Genomic DNA, 18,477 nt, shown 5'->3' with positions numbered 1-18,477 from the left:
CGTGAAATCTCACATGGGCACTGCAGCTACCCGGCATAGGAGTACCAGCATGAACACCACCAGCACCCCCGCAAAACCCATCATCGTCGGATACGACGGTTCGGAGGGATCCCAGCTGGCAGTGCGCTGGGCAGCCCGGCACGCCTCCGTGACCGGACACTCCCTGATCGTCGTGCACTGCTCGGTGTGGCCGCTGCTCACGAACAACCTGGGCCCCGTAACAGGTGTTAAGGACAGCGGACTGCAACACCACGCGGAAACAACTGCCGCCGAAGGCCTTGAGCTCGCCCTCACCACAGCACCCGACATCGAAGCCAGCAGACGCCTTCTCACCGGCTTCCCGGCAGAGACCCTGACCAGACTTTCGACAGACGCATCCCTGCTGGTCACCGGCACCCGCGGGCTGGGTGGTTTCGCAGGCCTCCTCGTAGGATCCGTCAGCCTGCACCTGGCGGCCAGCGCCTCCTGCGCCATCATGGTCGTCCGCAATGACCAGCCCACCCACGGGATCATCCTCGCCGCCGTGGATGGATCACCTGAAAGCGACCGCGCGGTCCTGGCAGCCGCACGCCTGGCCGCAACGCTTCACCAGCCCCTTCATCTCCTGCACGCACTCCCCCACCGACGACACATGCTCGACAGAGTCATCGAACCGGCAGTCCAGGACACCGACGACACTGACGACGCTGCCGCCTCGGCCGAGCGTGACCCCGTCATCCAACAGGCACTGAACCTGCTCCCAGCTGACACCGACCTCACCATCGCCGACGCAACCATCACGGCCATATCGGTACCAGGGGCGATCATCGATCATGCCCGCACCGCGTCCTATGTCGTCCTCGGCGCCAAAGGCCGCAACACCATCGGCGCCCGCCTCGGATCCACCGTCCACGCCGTCCTCCACCACTCCACAACAAACGTCCTCATCGTCAGCTGACACCCACCACCCCCCAGTACCTGACCTACGCACGAGTGTCTCGAGGACGTAAAGCCCGGGAACGATGGGGGCTGTCCGACACCGGACAGTGTGGCTTTCGGCGCTCTTTTGCGGCCAGGGGACAGCGCCGCCCGAGACCTCGCCAGGATCTATCCACGAGCACCACCTTCGTCGAAGGCGACGGCGGATCGTCACCAAATCACGCCGAGATCATGTGAGATACGGGCTTCCCGGTCCCGTGACGCTGGTGACAGTTGGGTGTGATGCCAGTGATGAGCAAGCCAAATTTAGGCCTGCGACCGTTCTTTCACCTGTCCTACGGTGAAGGGAAGGGACTGCATCGGTTGATCATCGTGAGGTAGGGCTGCAACATGGAGTGGGATGCGCACAGCGAGCACCACAGGCAGTGCGCACTCCGGGCGCTTTGCAATTACGAGCTGAATGTATTCGACCTGTGGGTGGCGTACTACGGTCTCGGCGGGCAGTTCGACGAGCTCGACATCGAGGCTTTCCTGTACGGGTTGCTGGCCCTGCCTGAACTCGAGCACCTGCTCTTGGCTGAAGCGGCCCGTGAACTTTCTACCTGAGTTGCCGTGGAGCCCGAAGCCCGAAGAAAACCTGTGGGATCCATTCACGGCCGAAGGTGACTCGATCACCAACAACGCGTAGCGCAGGGCTACCAGTGCCGTATCAGAAGCGGCTATTCCTGCCCTGCCGGGGCTCTACAAAACCTCAGAAGCAGCAGCCCGAGCGACAGCACACCGTCAAGCGCGACAGCTTACGCACGTGAGGTGCTCGGTTCACGGACACGGGTCCTCTGCAATCAGGAAGCGGGCTACCTCGACGTTCCTGGCCACACCAACCTGTTTTAGGCACGTCCACCAGTACGCACGTCCACGTCTTTATCAACGCTGACTCGATGTCATCGTTGCCGCGGTTGCGGCTGATGATTCGCTGGGCATCTAGTTGCAGTCCGGCAACATCGACCGTTTGCCCCGTGGGGGTCCGTACCGTGGAAGGGAAATCCTGCACTCAGTACCCCCCACCGACAAAGGACAGCCATGACTGAGACCCATGTACGGCTTCACACTGTGCGAGCGAAGTGGCAGCTCGTAACGATCTTGGTCGCTTCTCTCGGGACAGGCATGGTTCTGATAACGGGTTGCGTGGCCGGCGGTGAGGACAACTGGAATTCAACTGCGGTCGGCGACGATAAAAGCGTGGGCGAGCTCGATCTGCGCAGCGTCCTCCTGGTCACCGACAATGAAGACGCCCCTGCCCGGCTCCTGGGGACCTTCGAGAACAACGGGGATCAGGACGTCGACGTGGTGATCAGCGATGGTGACGAGGACGTCACCGTGACCGTCACGGCCCAGGGTTCGGTCGGACTCGATACTGTCCAAACTCTCCTACAAACAGCCGGCGACGCCCCCGGGGCCCGCACGAGCTTGACCGCGACGACTGATGCCGGCGACGTGGAACTACTCGTCCCGGTCGTCGACGGGACCCTCGACCCTTACAAGCCATACCTCCCCGAATAACCCACACCCCATCAATTACACACATCATCGGAACTGATGGGCGGCGATCAGGGCGGTGCGGTCGGGGCCGTGCGGCTGAGACGTGCCGCCGCTAGGCGGAACGTTCCCACACTGGCCCTACCTATCTTCAAGGTCTGATGACGCATTCTGGAGGCGGCGGGCGAGCTCGCGGAGGGCGGTAGCGTCCTGGCCGCCTGCTTCGGCGCGCTGCCGGGCGTCGTCGATGAAGCCAAGGCACTGACGGTTCACCTTGCCGCCGTGGTGGTATGTGATGTATCCGGTGAAGTCGAGGGGCTTGGGCTGCTGGGTCATGTGCCGGAACATCTGCAGGACGCCCTCAGGGGTGGTCTGCTCGGCGGCAGTCTTGCCGGCGGCGCCGAAGACGTTCCGCTGCTGGATCTCGCGCATGCTTAGCAGGCTCCCTTTGCAGGTTTGAGCACTCGTGTCGACCCGGATGTTGACGTGGTGAGACCCGCCCCTGGGACTTGTATTACGCCTAATCTTGATCAGGACCGCGGATCCGGTGAAATCGCCACGCACGCGATACGCAGGCGATACAGGGACAAGGTGGTGAAGAACCTACCGTGCTCGATGAGTTTGTGCAGCAGTGGAGTGCGATTCAGACGGTCCGAGCGGCCGACCTACGCCTCGACGATGTGTTCATCACGTACATGGGGCTCGCCGGGGACGCCGATGAGATCGAGGTCCAGGGCTACCTGTCCGGCCTGGTGACGCTTCCGGCGTTGCAGCGGGACCTGCTCGCCCAAGCCATCAATGAACTGTTGGACGGCGTGGGTTCCATGGTTGATGGTGCGCACTACAGCGACCAGGAGGCTACGTCCTCCTCCGGCTACAGCGACTACCTCCGCCCCCTGCACCTCTCCCCCGATGGTTATGACTTCGCTGCCCCGCCGGCCGGGGACCACAGCACCAGCACCAGCACCGGCTCCTCTTTGGAGGCCGCTGCTGACACCCTTGCCGCAGGTGAAGACCAGGACAGCCCTGACTCAGGCGAAAGGGAGTTCCTGCGCCTCCAGGCGTTGCACAAGTCCGGGTTGCTCGAGACCGGGTCGGAGGAACGCTTCGATCGGATCACCCGGCAGGCCCGCGACCACTTCGGCGTCGGCTCGGCCTCCATCCCCTTGTCACCGAAGACGCGCAGGTCATCAAATCCGTCGTCGGACCCATCGGGCAGGACCTCCCCCGAGGCATCGCACTGTGTGCGAAGACCATTGAACATGACCGAACCCTCGTCATCACCGATGCCGCCCTCGACCCGAACTGGCGGGATCATCCCCTCGTCACCGGTGAGCCAAGGATCCGCTTCTACGCCGGCCACCCCATCAGCACGGCCGGCGGCTGGCGCATCGGTACCCTCTGCCTGATCGACGACAAACCGAGGACCTTCACCGAGGAAGATGTCCAGGTCCTCAGGCGTCTTGTGGCGCAGGTCCAGCTCCACATTTGGGTGTGACCCGAACGCCCGGGTCCTGATCCCGCCGTAGGACTTAGGCCGGTTTCATTGGTTTACGGGTGTCTGTTCGCTACCCTCATGGTGACACCGGGGTCCAGCCAAAGGCCATGGTTCTGACGAGCAGAGGAACAGGCATGACAGAACTCCTGCACCCAGTCCACAGCGAACCGCCGGCTGCCGCTGCGCCTGATGAGCTAGAAACCGTCCGACCCCGGACCGGACTAGTCGCCGGACTCTCCCCCGGAGTCCCCGCCAGCCGGCAGGCACCTGAACAGCAGGCAACTGATCAGCAGGCTATTGGTCATGAGCGGAACACCGCAGCGCTCGATGATGTCTCCTCCGGCACTGTGGGAGCACTGTCGACCAGGCAACTGCGGGTTCTGGTGAACCAGGCCTACAGGCTCATGGACACCGACTACCCGCCCGGCAGTGCCCTGGAGCGTTACGAGATGATCGTCGAGGAACTCAAACACCGCGCACAACAAGCCGCGGACCATGATGCCAGTTCCGGCGACATACACCAGCTCAAGGAAACCTTCCATGACAATTCCCTGTACTGCCGGTTCGAGCTCATCATCGACGGCACCATCGCCGCCTACGTGAAGTACGCGATGAACGGCGGACAGCTCGTCCTCATCGACGGGGTGGAACAGCCCGGATTCTGGGACCAGGGCCTCGACGCGACCCTGATGCGCCACGTCGTTCTCAATGCTCACAAACGCCGTCTGAGCCTTATCCCGCGATGCCCCATGGCACTCACCTTCCTCGCCGACAACCCCCAATACCAGACCCTCGTCAACCAGCCTCCCCCTGGCCAGCGTCCGCGCTGAAAGCACGAAGGACAACGCCCGCTGCGACCGTTCGAACCGCATACCGCTGGCAAGGTTCCTCAACGTCCGTACTCACACAGTGAGTACGGGTCCTCCGTCGTGACGGCGGTGCAGGATCTGACACTGGGCGGGTGGTGATGCGGGTACCGGATTTTCTCCTGGGCGTCTCCCTTGACTAGGCCGGGCATGGTGACCCGACCCGGGAGCGAACCTCGGGTCGCGGGAGCAGAACCTTGTGGTGAGCGCAGCCAAACCCCGGACCTCGCGAAGGAACTCACCCGGGCGGTGGCGTTGTGCGAGTTCCTCGAAACCGCATCAGCACTCCATCCTGGGGTTCAGGACACATGACGGGACCGTGAGCGGGGGCATCAGCATGCCATCGTTGACGTTTCGTATCATTCCGTCCTGCTGGTCGGCTTTCACCTCATGGCGGGCGACTTGGCTCCGGGGGAAGGCGCGACTCACCGCCGCTGGGCCCGGTCAGATCGGAGGCAGGGCGTCGAGCTCCGCCTGGGTGCTGGCCAGGCCTTCCCTATCGATCGTCCCGTCGTACTCCCAGACGTCCCAGGTGCCGTCCTCGGCTCTGGTCATCGTGAGGTAGAGAGTCCGGTCGAGGTAGACGATCTCGCCGTCCGTGGTCGTAAACATCAGCCGGGCCAGCAGGTTCTCGATGGTGACACCGGTGGCGCCGTTCTCCCACTCCATGTACTTCGCGCTCATGTCGTCATTGCGGAAGACGAAGGTGACGCCGCTGTCGTCGGCGTCGTAGTGGCCGTTATCGGCAGGATCCTCCGCAGCGTTGAGAGTGACCCCATCCGAGAGCGTCGGCGGGAAGGCGGTGCCCGTGCCCGAGGAGAAGCTCTCCTCCACCTCGGTCCAGTACGAGTCGGAGACCAGGGGCCGCAGGGGCGCGACGGCGGCGGTGTCAGCAGCGGTGAGCTCGTGGCTGCCCTTCTGCAGCTCGGGGAAGCCCAGGCCGACGCGGATGAACTCTTCGGCGGCCTCACCGATCGCAGTGCCGACGGCCGGGTCGGCGTACGCCTCGATGAGCGCGGGGTCGATCTCCGCCTTCGCCATGTCCAGCAGGACCGTGTCGGGGCGCACTGGGGTAGCTGCTTCTGCTGACGGCGAGGCGGCGTCATTGGTGGCGGGTGCGTCGGCCGGCTCACCCCCGGCACAGCCCGTGGCAGTGAGCAGGAGGCCACCGGCCACGAGGGCAGCGGCGATCGACGTGAAGCGGGTGTTCATGGATCCCCCAGAGATGATGACGGCCTGCGCCGCTATTGGAATACTAGCGACACCGGCCGAAGCGAAGGGCACCATTGGCAACCTCTCACTTGTGAAAATCTCCAGAAAGCTCACTGGCCGCCGGGACGCAGCACCGATGGTGCGCCCGGGCCGGGAATCCTCGATCGTTCGTCGTGGAGCCTGCCCCAGCCATACCCGGAAGAGCGGCCTTGCCTACTGGAGCCCCCGCGATCAGTTCCGTGCCGTGTCGCTGGGCGTCACCCGGCCGAGGTGCCCTCGATGGGTTTGAGCCAGGTCGCGAGTCCACGGGACCCTTCCGCAATCCGGCCACACACGTACTGAGTACGGGCCTTTAGGTGTCGCGTATCGACTACTCGTGTGCACGCATTCGTTGAACGCTTCACTGGTGAAACGCACGGTAGCGAATCAGTTGGGGTGAACATCGTGATTGCCTTGGAATTACTCAGAACACCGGTTCCTTTGGCTCATGCCTCCGAAGCGTCAGGGCAGTCGTCGGTGCTGCAGATCTCGGTGCTGGGTCCGCTATCGATCCGCCTGGGAAACACGGTCCTTACCGCGAACGATCTGGGCGGGCCCAAACCCCGCCAGATACTCGAAATTCTTCTTCTGAATCTCGGTTCGGCCGTCTCGAAGACCCGCATCATTGATTTCCTGTGGAACGGCAACCCTCCGTCTGTTGCACTGCCGACCCTGGAAAGCTACGTCAGCGTGCTCCGACGGCGCCTGCAGCCCGGCGCCGGCCGGACGGGCCCCTTGCGCACGGTCACCGGCGGCTACGTACTGGACCGGGCACTGGTCGACCTTGATGCGGATCGGTTCGCAACGCTGACCCGACAGGCCGCCGTGGCAGCGCCCCCTGCCGCGCTGCCACTTTTCACCGAAGCTCTCGACCTGGCGTCTGCTCCGCTGCTCGGGGATGAACTGCTGCCGCCGTGGGCCGAAGAGGAGCGGGCCCTGCACGCCGAGCGGGTCACGTACACCCGCGTCCTGGCCGCGGAAACCGCGCTCATCCTGGGGGAAGCGGCTCAGGCAGTTGCCTGGGGTGGCGCCGCCACAAAGGAGGATCCCCTCAACGAACGAGCGTGGACTGCATTGATTCTGGGTTTGGAGCAGGACGGGAAGACCACGGAAGCGCTACGGGCTTTCGACCGCTGCCGCAGAATCCTGGATGAGGAACTGGGCTGCGCTCCGAATGCTTCACTGAAGGAAGCACACACCCGGCTGCTCAGGGTCACCGCCGCTATGAGCGGTCCGGTCACTGCCCGGGTACCGGCGCACGTGGTCGCGGGAAGCCGCCCCGAGGCGCCGCCGCTGTCCATACCGGAGACGGAAACAGATCGCCTGAAAATCCTGATCGTCGACGATCACACCACGTTCTCAGACCTGCTAGCCGGCGCCCTGAACCGGGAACCCGGCTTCACCAGTGTTGGAGCTGCGACATCGGTGGAGTCAGCCGTGACCATGTTCCGGCAGGTGCGGCCCGACGTCGTCGTCATGGACCTGTGTCTTGCCGGCGGGTCCGGACTCGACGCTGCCGGGCGGATCCTTGCTGAAGCACCGGAGGCTCGGATCGTCATGCTGACTGGCAACCCGTCTCAGGAAGCGCTACGGGAAGCCGCCTGCATGGGGATCTGCGGGTTCCTCCCAAAAGACGGCACCCTGGGAATCATGCTGGACACCCTCCGGCACGCCCGCCCGGGAAATATGATCGTGCATCCGTCACTTGTAGTAAGACTCTGCAACGCTCCCGGACCCGCGCCCGCTCGTGCGCAAGAGTAGCCAGGCATTGACTGTGCACGGACAACACGCAGGAGAAACCGGCTGCGGTGTCACAGCTGCCCCGGCAGGTGGTCCTCTGGTAGCTCCTCTTCCGGCAGGTGGTCCCCTTCCGGTAGGTGGTCTGCCGCCACTTCCTCTTCGGGGATTCCCTCTTCGGGCAGGTCCTCCTCCACCTTGAAGGTCGCACCACTCATCCCGAACCGAGAACTCGTTCCCGTGTCTGTTCCGCTTGGAGTGTCAGATGCCCGCTCGACCGTTTCACCTCCCGCGACACCGCTCGGTGCTTCCCGCCCTCCTCCTCAGCGCCGTCCTGACCTACCCCGCCGTGGGGTGGCTGCAGTACACGCACGGGCTCGAGCAGTCCGCGGCTACCTCGACCGTGGTGGTCGCCCCAGTCGACGCCGCCGGTCCGGTCCACCAGCACGAGGCGCCGGCCGATGGCCCCTCGTTGCACGCTGTCGCCGAGACGCCCGCCCCGGCCAAGGCTACGCACGAGCACACCGACCCCGCCGCAGCGTCGGCCCCGCACGAGCACACGAGCGAGGTGGCCGCCGCCGCCCCGCACGAGCACGCCGATGACGCCGCTGCCGCCGGCGCACCGACGGACGCCACCGGCCACGTTGACCACACCGCCATGGCGATCCAGTCCGGTCAAATGGACGGCCCCTCGCTACCGACCAACGCCGGCGCGACGACGGACGTCGCGACCGTACAGGCCTCGAGCGCCGCCAAGGGCCACCACGACCTGGCCGGCATGAGTGCCGTGAAGCACTGGCTGCGTGACGCCACCCTCGCCGTACCCGTCGTGCTGCTCGCGCTCCTGCTCGGCGGAGTGGTCTCCGCGGCGCTGGCCCGCCGGATCGTCGCGGTCGACTGGCTTCGCTCCTCCGCGCTGGCCAGCGCGGAGGGTCGTGGCATCGTCGCCGCGGCCGGGCTCGCGATCGCCAGCCCTGGCCACGGCCTGCTCTTCGAGGCGCCGGCCGCCGGTCCCGTGCAGCACGGCTTTGAGGTGCTCGTCTTGGCGGCGCCGGTGACGGTTCTGGTGGCCCTGGTCGGTTCCGGCGCCCTGGCTGGGGTCAGGGCGCTGCGCACCGTGTGGGTGTCCCGTGGCCCGCTGCGCCCCCGCCTGGCGGTCCTCGCCGGCGCCACTGCCTTCGGCGTCGTCAGCGCCTCATTGGTCGTGCTGCCATCGGCGCAGGCCGCCTCCACCGTTGGCATTTGCCCGGCCGGATCGCGCACCATCACCTACGACATCTCCGCGTTCTCGATCGCCATCCCGCTGAACGGCTGGGGTGACACGCTGCCGGACGGGGCGATCTACGCGCTCAACGGCGAGGACGCCCGCCTGGGCAAGACCGAGATGCTCGCCAACCCGAACCTGACCCAGCCCCTGGTGATCCGGGCCAACGTCGGTGACTGCGTCAAGGTAACACTGAAGAACGACCTGACCCGCCGGGTGGGGATCCACCCCGACGGGCTCGTCCAGCTCGACCCCGAGGCGTCCGACGGGGCCCGGGTCGGTAAAAACCCCGACACCACGGTGGCCCCCGATGAATCGCTGACCTACACCTGGTACGCCGACAAGCAGGGCGAGGCGCCGATCAGCGACATCGCCAACACCGACTCCGCTGACCCGGGCCACACCACGGTGCAGGACGGCCTGTACGGCGCGGTCGTGGTGCATCCCAAGGGGTCGGTGTGGCGCAACTCCGCCACCGGTGCGGACCTGCTGGTCGGTGGCCGCGCGGTCGAGTCCCAGGCCTTCGCCGACGTCGTGACCCTGACCGGCTCACTGCGCTCATACGCCATGGTCCTGATGGACGAGAACGAGGACGTTAAGGACCGCGACGGCCGCCAGCCGACGTACCCGACGACCGGACTGCCGGACTCCACGTTTGGCATTAACTACCGCTCCGAGCCCCTGCGCAACCGGATGCGGGCGATTCTTGAGCATCGCGGCACGGTCACCCCGGAGAACCCGGACGGCATCGCGAAGACCATCACGCTGCCCAACGGCAAGGTCCACAGCCCGGCCGACCACTTCTGCGACGGTTACGTGCCCGAGCTCGATCGGGTCGTGGACGACCCGGGCGCTAAGTGCCTGAACGAGGAGGCCCACCTGCAGTCGTGGATCTTCGGCGACGAGGGCAAGCTCGTGCGCAAGCTCGCCGACGGCACGATCGCCGTCGACTCCGATAACCTCATCCCCAAGGCGTACGTTGGTGACCCGGTCCAGTTCCACGTCGTGCACCCCGGTGCCAAGGAGAGCCACCCGTGGCACCAGCACACCCAGCGCTGGTTTAAGGACCCCAACAACCCCGACTCCCCGCGCAACGACGTTCAGTCCATCGGCCCCGGCGAGGGCTACCGGATGGAGCTCGAGGGCGGCGCCGGCGGCATCCAGCGCACGGTGGGCGACTCGATCTTCCACTGCCACCTGTACCCGCACTTCGCCCAGGGCATGTGGGGCCACCTGCGGATCTTCGACAAGCTGCGCGACGGCTCCCAGACCTACGCCGACGGCACCCCGATCCAGGCGCTGCGCGAGCTGCCGACCCGCACCGGCCAGACCGCCGCGCCGACCGCCGAACAGCCCGGCTTCCCGCTGTTCGTAAAGGGCGACTTAGGCCAGCGCGCGTACCGCCCCCCGAACGCTGTCGTGAAGGACGACTTCGCGGCGATCCGCCGCCCCGGCGACGCCCCCCGCAACCCGACGGCGCTCGAGGCGGCCGGCCTGCCGGCGCTCGACCCGGCCAAGCCCGGCAACGGCTACATTGACCCGTGCCCGACCGGTGCACCCACCCGGACCTACCGGCCGCACGTCGTGGACGTCCCGATCACCTACAATAGCGCCGGCTGGAAGGACCGACAGGGCCGGGTGTACGTCGAGGAGTCCCAGGCGGCCGCGGTACGCGCCGGCACGGTGGCACCTGAGCCGTTCACCATCCGCGCCCGACTGGGTGAGTGCGTCCAGGTCCTGACGACCAACGACCTCCATCTCGACGAGGACCCCAGAGTCCCCCTGGACCACGTCAACCGCCTCGACGGCGACTTCATGCACGAGGAGGAGACCAGCGAGGTGTCCACGCACGTGCACCTGGTGAAGTTCGACGAGCTCGCCTCGGACGGCACCAGCGTCGGCTGGAACTACAGCTCCAGCGCCATGCCGGGCCAGACCTACGGCTACCGCTGGTTCATCGACCAGCCGCTGCGCACGGTGTTCTTCCACGACCACCAGTACGCCAACCTGCACCAGCAGAAGGGCCTGTTCGCCGCGCTGCACGTGGAGCCGGCGGACGCGACCTGGCACGACCCGAAGACCGGCACCGCGACGAACGGTGTGGGAACGGTCGCCGACATCCGCTCGCCCAGCGGGCCGGACTTCCGGGAGATCAGCGTGTTCCACCAGGACCGCATCCCGCTGTGGAAGAACAACGGCGCCGGCGACCCGATCAACCCGCCACCGGCAGTGGACGACTACGGCGCCGACCAAGGTGGCTACGCGATCAACTACCGCAACGAGCCCTTCCAGATCCGGGTCAAGCCCGGCGTGACCGGCCCCAAGGGCGACCCCGCCTACGTCTACTCCTCCACCGTCCACGGCGACCCCTCAACCCCGGTCTTCCGGGCATACACCCGGGACCCGGTCGTCGTGCGCAACGTCACCGGCAGCCACGAAGAGGTCCACACCTTCAACCTCCACGGGCACAAGTGGCTCAACGAGCCGGACAACGCCTCCTCGACCATCGTGGACAACCAGAGCCTGGCCCTGTCCGAGTACTACAACTACGAGCTGTCCGGTGCCAAGCTCGGCCGCAAGGCCCGCACCACGGAGAACACCCTCAAGCAGGCCCGCAACGACACCGCCAACGGCACGCCCAACATCCTTGCCGGCGGCGCCGGGCGCCCCGGTGACTACCTGTACGGATCCACGCCGCTGGACGACCAGTGGTTGGGCATGTGGGGCATCTTCCGGGTGCCGGACGGTCAGGTCAGCGACCTCCAGCCGCTGCCCGACCGTGGCGCGCCCGCAGCACAGGCCACCCCGTGGCCGGCCCTGCAGCCTGGCCAGGCGCTGAACTCCCGGCCGCCGCAGGCCGTCAACACCTGCCCGGTCGGCGCACCGCTGCGGACCTACGACGTGGCCGCCATCCACAAGGACATCGTCTACAACGCCAAGACCGGGGACCACGACCCCGCCGGGGCGCTGTACGTCCTGACCGCGGACGAGGCTGCAGTGCGGGCCGGCACCAAGCCAATCGAGCCGCTGTTCATCCGGGCCAACGCCGGTGACTGCGTCGTTATGAAGCTCACCAACAAGCTCCCGGCGGCCGGCCTGCCCAAGCACACCGGTGATGTGCCGCTCCCCGCCGACGCACCGTTCCCGTCCGGCAACCGTGTCTCCATCCACGCGGCCCTGCTGGAGTTCGACGTCAAGCGGGCCGACGGCGCCACGGTGGGCCGCAACTTCGACCAGACCGTGGCACCGGGGCAATCGATCACCCAGTACTGGTACGTCCCGGCAGAGCTGGCCGGTGCCAGCGTGACCCTGGCCGACTTCGGCGACCGGCGTGGTCACCGCCACCACGGCCTGCACGGTGGGCTCCTCATCGAGCCCAAGGGCTCCACCTGGACCCACCCGCAGACCGGCGCGGCGATCGTCACCGGCGCCAGTGCGGTCATCCGCTGGACCGATGCGGCCGGTAAGGCGCAGGTCTACCGCGAGCACGCGCTGGAGTGGCAGGACGGTCTGAACCTGCGCACCCCGTCCGGGGCAGCCGTTCCAACAGCAGGCGAGGTCGATGACCCGTACGACCAGGGCAACCGCGGGGTCAGCTACCGTACCGAGCGGTTCGCGCCCCGCCTGGCCAGGGACCCGCTGCAGTCCAACGTGCTCAGCTCGGTGGTACACGGCGACCCAGCCACGCCCATCGTCCGGGCGTACGTGGGGGACCCGGTGAAGATCCGGCTGCTGGCCAGCAGCGACCGCGGCCGTGCGCACACCTTCGTGCTCAACGGACACGGATGGAACTACCAGCCGGCCGACCCCGCCTCCACGATCGTCAGCGCACGAGGGCTCCTCGTCGCCGGCCAGGCGTCGTCGCACGACCTGGTCGGCGGAGCCGGCGGGCCCCGCGGTACCAGCGGAGACTTCCTCTACCGCGACGGCAACCAGGTCAACCAGACCAACGCCGGTCTCTGGGGACTGCTGAGGGTCCACACCACCACCCAGCCCGACCTGCTCCGCGTGAAGTAACCGGAAACCCGGCGCAGGCACGACCACGCATGCCTGGCAACCTCCCCGAGGTTGCCAGGCATGCAGGCGTCCACGGCCGGGTAGCAAGACACCGGGACGAGACACTTGCCCCTCCCCGTCACTGCCGCTCCTGGTGCGTCTTGCTACCTTGTCTCGTTGGTGGGGCTGGTGTTTGGTGAAGGAGGAGTCGGTTGCAAGACAGCTTTCGCTCCATCAACGCCGTCGAGGACGTGGGCGACCTCGGAGGGATCGGGCCATTCCGCCAGGAGGCCGTCAGCGAGATCGACGTTTTCCTGATCTGTCGGTTCCACGACCAAGTGATCCAAGTGGCCGGCTGAAAGCTGCAGGACGACTTGATATGTTGCACCCCCCGGTCCAGTGAATTGGGCGCGCACCGGGAAGATTTGATCGTGCGGCACAGCGCGTGGCAGGTCGGCGGGAACGTCAAAGTACACGTTGGAGGTGAATTCGTCACCCCAGGAGAGTTCCTGTGCGACGGCGAGCTGTGCGCGGAGCTCTCGTGCTCCCGCTATGTCGCTGGCGTTAAGGATGCCTTCGATGAGGCTTCGAACGTGGGCATTCAGTGGCTTGACCTGCTCAGAGTCGTCATCCAGCATCGCCATGCCCCACGCTCGATCAGCCGCGGCCCGGTCACTGAGGAACCCAGCGAACGTCAAGGCTGCGGCGCATGCTGCCATCCAGCGGCGCGGGTGCCGCGCACCGGCCCGCCGAAGCCTCTCCTCGAGACGGGCCTCGATGACGTCTCCGAGATCAGCGAAACGAAGCGCGACCGCGCCCCCGGCGAGCCCGGCCAATACCCGCCGTGGTATGTGCCTGCCGCCGACAGTGACCCCGACATATAGGCCAGTGAAGACAGCGGTTCCGACATGGACAGCGCGGCGCTGCCGGTCATCGAGCGTCGATCCATCGACGAGAGAGAGGCCTCCCATCGTTAGCGTGGACAAGATGCCGAAAACCGGGGACGCCGGATCGGATAATGGGTGCCGCTTCGCTTCCGTCACGAGTTGTCCTTTCAGATGGGTTGATCTTTGTCTACCACGGACGACCGGGGCCGCTGAGGTTAGGCTCGTGCGCGAGGCGAGGCGGCACACCGCTGCCTGTGAGGCGCTCTGCGGTGGAGGCGGTAACTGTCCTCGTCACCTCAGGACCTTCCGTTCGCTCCCAGGCTGAGATACCGGTACACCGTGGCCCGGCTAACGCCGATAATCCTTCCGATATCCGCCGGTGCCAGCCCCCGCGCCTTCAACTCGTGGGCGCGCCTCACCTTCGCATGCTCAGCGGTGACCTCCCGCCGGCCGGCCCTCCTCCCGTGCTCGGCGGCTGCAGCCATACCGGCCCTGGTCCGCTCGGCAAGCTGGTCCCGCTCAAGTTGCGCGAACGCCGACATCACGGTCAGCATCGCCCGACCCATGGGACCGGTCGTGCTGATGCCCTCGGTGACACTCCGGAAGTGCACACCCCGGTGTTCGAGGTCATCGATCAGGGCCAGCAAGTTCCGGGTGTTGCGGCCCAACCGGTCCAGTTTCCACACCACCACCTCATCATCGCGGCGTAAGTGATCAAGGAGCTTGTCGAGCTCGGGTCGACTCGCCGTCGTACCGCTTACCCCGTAGTCGGTGAAAATCCGGTTGCAGCCCGCCGCGGTGAGCGCTGCGTGCTGCAGATCCGCGTTCTGCTCCAGCGTGCTGACCCTGGCATACCCGATACTTCCCAAGTCGACTCCCCGCGCACTCATCAAAGGCTGCTTTCCTGATTCCTGAGAATACTCGAGGTGAGACACATTGTTGGGACGCGACGCGGACGCCCACTCCCCCGCCGATGCTGGAGTCCACCGACCCGGTGGCGAGCTCCACCGTTCGTTCAGTCAAAGGATCCTTTGATGAGAGGACGGAATTAGCTTGCAGTCTGAAAGGCGGTGGACCGACGTTCGGATCTGGGCGAGCGTCCAAACTTTCTCGGCATTGATTGTCGAGGCGGGTCAGACGAGCAGCACTAGGATTACGAGATGCAGAGAATCTTCTTGTCGCACCAAAGCGACGACAAGCCCATCGTCCGTCAGGTACAAAGCGAACTGCTTCTGATGGGTGCCGAGCCGTTCTTCGATGAACTGAGTATCCTCAACGGCGAGGTCATACCTGGGCGCATCGAAGATGCCCTCGAAACAGTCAATGTCTTCGTACTGTTCTGGTCTGCGACAGCGGCGAAATCGGACTGGGTGAAGGTGGAGAGGCAAGCCGCTTGGGCCAAGTTCCGAGCCGACGAACAGGGCTTCCTCGTAGTCATGCTGGATGACACACCGTTGCCCGAAACACTCGCTTATAAGAAGTATATTAAGGCGGACACTGAGGAAGCCCGCGAGATGATCGCTCGGGAAATACTAGGTCTCCAGCACGGTGCACGGCTCATCAAGGCTGTTCAAAACACCTTGGAGACTTGGGGTATCGACGTTGCGTTCAACGAGGGTTACGGCCCGTATGCAGGTTGCCCTAGTTGCGGTGCTGGCATCCCGGAGATCGAAGAGTTCGTCGTGCCTGATCCGACTCGTGAGACCACCTACGGGTACATCCGCTGTACGAAATGCAAATGGAGCGGTGGGGGCGGCGAAGTGTCCTCCTACTGAGGCTTCCCCTGCTCAGCCTGATGCTTAGCAACCTTGTCTTCAAAACTCTTCCGAACGCCCTCAGGCAGCGAGGCGTGCAGGTCCGCATACGTCTTCGGCTTTGTTATCAACTCATCGACGAGCGAGTTCATTACTTTGAAAAACACCTCCGCTACGCCAGCGTCGGTGTCAGTAAGGAGAATAACCGCAGATTCGCCTTGCTCACCGTCCCCGTGCAGGGCCATGTTTCCCATGTACCGGATAAAGTTCAACCCTTGAATCGTTGGAGTAGAAACCTCTGATTGCAGTATCACTAGCCTGTCATCTAGGTTTTTCTTCTTCCCAACGGCGTCCTTCGTCAAACCTTTCACCAGACGCTCCATGGATGCACGACACAGTGCCGCAGCGGCTCGCTTCGAGTAAGGGAGGACTGCCACTGCTTCATTGAATAGTTCGGCGGCATCCGCTGGCATGTCAACGTGCGGAACGTGGTTAGAGTTTTGACCGCCCCTGAAGTGAGGGCTTGACACGTATGGATAAGCCAGATCCTTTTCAATCCAAAGAGAGTATTTCTTACATGCAAAGCACTTACTGACTGACCAGTCAGGAGTGCCCTCTTTTCTACCCTCGTCAGTCCAAACCATGTACTCAGGGTCTGATACCGACCACATGTTGACGTTCTCATCAATGATCATCAAGGGATCCCAGTTCTGAGATGTGAAAGCACCACATCGGGGACAGTTGAAACTCGGGGCCTCGAAGTACGGAGCGGCATATTCCTGCATGGGAGCATCGTGTCACAGTAGAAAGGTCATACGGAGGAGCGACTATACGACGGAGGCTCACGTCGATCACCAGTTGTTCAGCGTTCCCGCGCTGCGTGATCAGCACTGGGTGAATAGCACTGGGGAACGGGGCACGGTCGGGTCAGGCAGCAGATCCCCAGTCGATGTCCTCAGCGGCAACGTGATTCTGAGTTGCCGCGCCTTTGTCAGCCGGGGTAGCAGCGTCCGTTCCCGCTCGGAACCCCGGCCAGGCCCGGCCCTCATGTTCGCTGGTGAGGTAGTGGGTGTCGGTGTGTAACTGATGAGAGACCGACTGCGGAGCACAGCGTTACACGGCTTCGTGACGCTTGTGCGGGCACAGACAAAGCGAGTACACACTGTAGAGATGAGCGAGAGACCTGTAGAAGACGTTGACTCCGACTTCGGAGCTAACGTCATAGAAAACTTCTTCGTCACTTGGGTAGAACCAGAGCTGGTAAGTAGAGGCCTGGCAGCGGACCGCGTAACCATTTGGGCTGCTCTCGTCGAGCTGCCTTCACGCGGTGAACACACAGTCTTTTTGAATGAGGAAGTCCAAGTGGCGGCGAAGGCGAAGCTCGATGCCGGCGTGGAACGAGGAACGACGCTGACAGCCGAGAACCTCGAAAGCCTTGACCACTTAATCCCTCTCAACGTAGATCCCGATAGTGGCTGGCTCGTGTATGTGAACATCGACGGTCGCGGGTATCTCGAGTTCGACTTTCGGTATAACAAGCAACGCATCCGCGAACTGCTGAGCCTCGCAAGCGAGTACTTGGCGACTGCCGAGGTTGGCTATTCCACGGCACCACGCCCAGCCATCGATAATCTATTTTCTGCTGCTGAGCTCACGGTGCAGGCTCAGATGACAAGCGGCACAGAACACACACAACTGCGTAGTGATCATTCTAAAGCTCAAAGCGAGCGGGCGAACTGGCTGAAATCGAACGTAACTCTTGGTAATGTCCCGGCTGAGCACAAACAGGTCCTCGACTTACTGAAAAGGGAGAGAAACGCGGCACGATATGGAGATCACCCCACAACTCTTGGGGCCGTCGCGTTGAAAAATAAGATAGAGGCTGTCGCCGCGATGATCAGGTTTGCTCGGGAACGCACAGGGGTGGCTACCTTCGAGTAGCAAATCCTTCGGCGCGGCCAAGCAGCCCGGGGATCACGCTGGTGGGCGTCCTCGTCGCGTGGGGTGACTAATCTCCAGCGGACCTGCCCCCGGGGGAAGAATGATCTCGGCCAGGTAAAACGGTCGGGAGTCCAGGTGAACTGTTTGCGTCACGATCAGTACAGGTGACATGGGTTGTGTCCTCAGCAATTTTGCGTGGGCCACTACCGGTGTGCCTGATGCCAGTTCCGAGCGTCCTGCGCCGAGGGCTGGCCCGAGCTCGGACATCAGGGCGCCGAGGCATGTGCGCTCCTCGTCGACGGTCTCGACGAGGTCCTGCACTTGGGTGCCGAACCCCTGGAGATCCTCCCCTGCCGGGAGGTGTTCCTGGACCAGCGCGACGGGCCTGCCGTTGCTGGAGAGCACGGACTCGATGAACGTACTCGCTGACGTCGGGGCGATACCGAGGCCCTCGGTGACGGAGGATGCTGATCGGATCGCTACCGTCATATCGGTGCGGTCGACGGTGAGGTCGTGGAAGCGCTCCAGGAGAATCTGCTCCATCGGGCGTAGACGCTCGAATCCCACGGCCGGTCGGGTGGCGGAGACGACCCGGCCGATTCCCCGGCGTGACCTGACGAGCCCGTCCTCCTCGAGCAGCAGCAGCGCCTCCCGCACGACCGTCCGGCTGACGTCCATGGCTTCACCCCGTTCGCTCTCGCTGGGAAGCAACGACTCCGGCGGCAGACAGGATGTCCGAAGAGCGCACAAAGAATGATTTCGGGACATTGCTATGTGCATGCTGCAGCGACGAAGCGCAGCAGTCGCCGGGAGTAGCCACTTCGACACG

15 protein-coding genes are annotated in these 18,477 nt (G+C 64.5%); 9 read left to right on the top strand and 6 right to left on the bottom strand.

Translation table 11 applies throughout. From position 1 onward, the window contains the following. Positions 1-49: 49 nt before the first annotated feature. From ACX80L_RS15740 to ACX80L_RS15730, 3 genes are all read left to right on the top strand, one after another. A complete protein-coding gene (locus tag ACX80L_RS15740) occupies positions 50-937 on the top strand; it encodes a universal stress protein (RefSeq protein ID WP_459290820.1) in 888 nt (295 codons plus the stop codon). Between the two features lie 371 nt (positions 938-1,308). Continuing rightward, the gene (locus tag ACX80L_RS15735; RefSeq protein ID WP_459290818.1) at positions 1,309-1,524 is read left to right on the top strand and encodes a hypothetical protein; all 216 of its coding nucleotides are present in this window, start codon (positions 1,309-1,311) and stop codon (positions 1,522-1,524) included. Positions 1,525-1,998: 474 nt separating this feature from the next. Next, on the top strand, positions 1,999-2,478 hold the full coding sequence (locus ACX80L_RS15730; protein ID WP_459290816.1) for a hypothetical protein: 480 nt from the start codon (positions 1,999-2,001) through the stop codon (positions 2,476-2,478). 117 nt (positions 2,479-2,595) lie between these two features. Here ACX80L_RS15730 and ACX80L_RS15725 read toward each other — a convergent pair whose 3' ends face one another. Next, positions 2,596-2,886 (bottom strand): hypothetical protein, encoded by a 291-nt coding sequence (locus tag ACX80L_RS15725; protein ID WP_459290814.1) that lies wholly within the window; start codon positions 2,884-2,886, stop codon positions 2,596-2,598. Between the two features lie 757 nt (positions 2,887-3,643). Between ACX80L_RS15725 and ACX80L_RS15720 the strand changes: the two genes are divergently transcribed. Continuing rightward, entirely contained in the window at positions 3,644-3,952 is a 309-nt protein-coding gene (locus tag ACX80L_RS15720) for a GAF domain-containing protein (protein ID WP_459290857.1), read from the top strand. A gap of 134 nt (positions 3,953-4,086) precedes the next feature. Next, positions 4,087-4,782, top strand: a complete 696-nt coding sequence (locus tag ACX80L_RS15715; RefSeq protein ID WP_459290812.1) for a GNAT family N-acetyltransferase — start codon at positions 4,087-4,089, stop codon at positions 4,780-4,782. Positions 4,783-5,262: 480 nt separating this feature from the next. Here ACX80L_RS15715 and ACX80L_RS15710 read toward each other — a convergent pair whose 3' ends face one another. Further along, entirely contained in the window at positions 5,263-6,030 is a 768-nt protein-coding gene (locus ACX80L_RS15710) for a hypothetical protein (protein ID WP_459290810.1), read from the bottom strand. A gap of 435 nt (positions 6,031-6,465) precedes the next feature. Between ACX80L_RS15710 and ACX80L_RS15705 the strand changes: the two genes are divergently transcribed. Together ACX80L_RS15705 and ACX80L_RS15700 are read left to right on the top strand one after the other, a co-directional pair. Then, complete coding sequence (locus ACX80L_RS15705) at positions 6,466-7,830, top strand: BTAD domain-containing putative transcriptional regulator (protein WP_459290808.1); 1,365 nt, start codon at positions 6,466-6,468, stop codon at positions 7,828-7,830. Between the two features lie 241 nt (positions 7,831-8,071). Then, the gene (locus tag ACX80L_RS15700; RefSeq protein ID WP_459290806.1) at positions 8,072-13,087 is read left to right on the top strand and encodes a multicopper oxidase domain-containing protein; all 5,016 of its coding nucleotides are present in this window, start codon (positions 8,072-8,074) and stop codon (positions 13,085-13,087) included. 143 nt (positions 13,088-13,230) lie between these two features. Here the strand turns inward: ACX80L_RS15700 and ACX80L_RS15695 are convergent, their stop codons facing one another. Continuing rightward, the gene (locus tag ACX80L_RS15695) at positions 13,231-14,109 is read right to left on the bottom strand and encodes a hypothetical protein (RefSeq protein WP_459290804.1); all 879 of its coding nucleotides are present in this window, start codon (positions 14,107-14,109) and stop codon (positions 13,231-13,233) included. A 140-nt stretch (positions 14,110-14,249) separates the two neighbouring features. Beyond that, a complete protein-coding gene (locus tag ACX80L_RS15690) occupies positions 14,250-14,843 on the bottom strand; it encodes a recombinase family protein (protein WP_459290802.1) in 594 nt (197 codons plus the stop codon). A 270-nt stretch (positions 14,844-15,113) separates the two neighbouring features. Here ACX80L_RS15690 and ACX80L_RS15685 point away from each other — a divergent pair, with 270 nt between their 5' ends. Then, positions 15,114-15,728 (top strand): toll/interleukin-1 receptor domain-containing protein, encoded by a 615-nt coding sequence (locus ACX80L_RS15685; protein WP_459290800.1) that lies wholly within the window; start codon positions 15,114-15,116, stop codon positions 15,726-15,728. Here ACX80L_RS15685 and ACX80L_RS15680 read toward each other — a convergent pair. Beyond that, entirely contained in the window at positions 15,722-16,402 is a 681-nt protein-coding gene (locus tag ACX80L_RS15680; RefSeq protein WP_459290798.1) for a DUF4145 domain-containing protein, read from the bottom strand. The genes ACX80L_RS15685 and ACX80L_RS15680 overlap by 7 nt on opposite strands. Before the next feature lie 475 nt (positions 16,403-16,877). On the opposite strand from ACX80L_RS15680, the gene ACX80L_RS15675 reads away from it, so the two are divergent. Further along, the gene (locus ACX80L_RS15675; RefSeq protein WP_459290796.1) at positions 16,878-17,648 is read left to right on the top strand and encodes a hypothetical protein; all 771 of its coding nucleotides are present in this window, start codon (positions 16,878-16,880) and stop codon (positions 17,646-17,648) included. Positions 17,649-17,681: 33 nt separating this feature from the next. Here the strand turns inward: ACX80L_RS15675 and ACX80L_RS15670 are convergent, their stop codons facing one another. Further along, positions 17,682-18,416 carry a GntR family transcriptional regulator gene (locus ACX80L_RS15670; protein ID WP_459290794.1) on the bottom strand — a complete coding sequence of 245 codons (735 nt, stop codon included), beginning with the start codon at positions 18,414-18,416 and terminating at the stop codon, positions 17,682-17,684. Positions 18,417-18,477: the final 61 nt, after the last annotated feature.

The sequence above is a fragment of the Arthrobacter sp. MDT1-48-3 genome (assembly GCF_054511015.1).
Note: the sequence above shows the minus strand (reverse complement) of the source record. Positions and strands in the feature narration are given on the sequence as shown.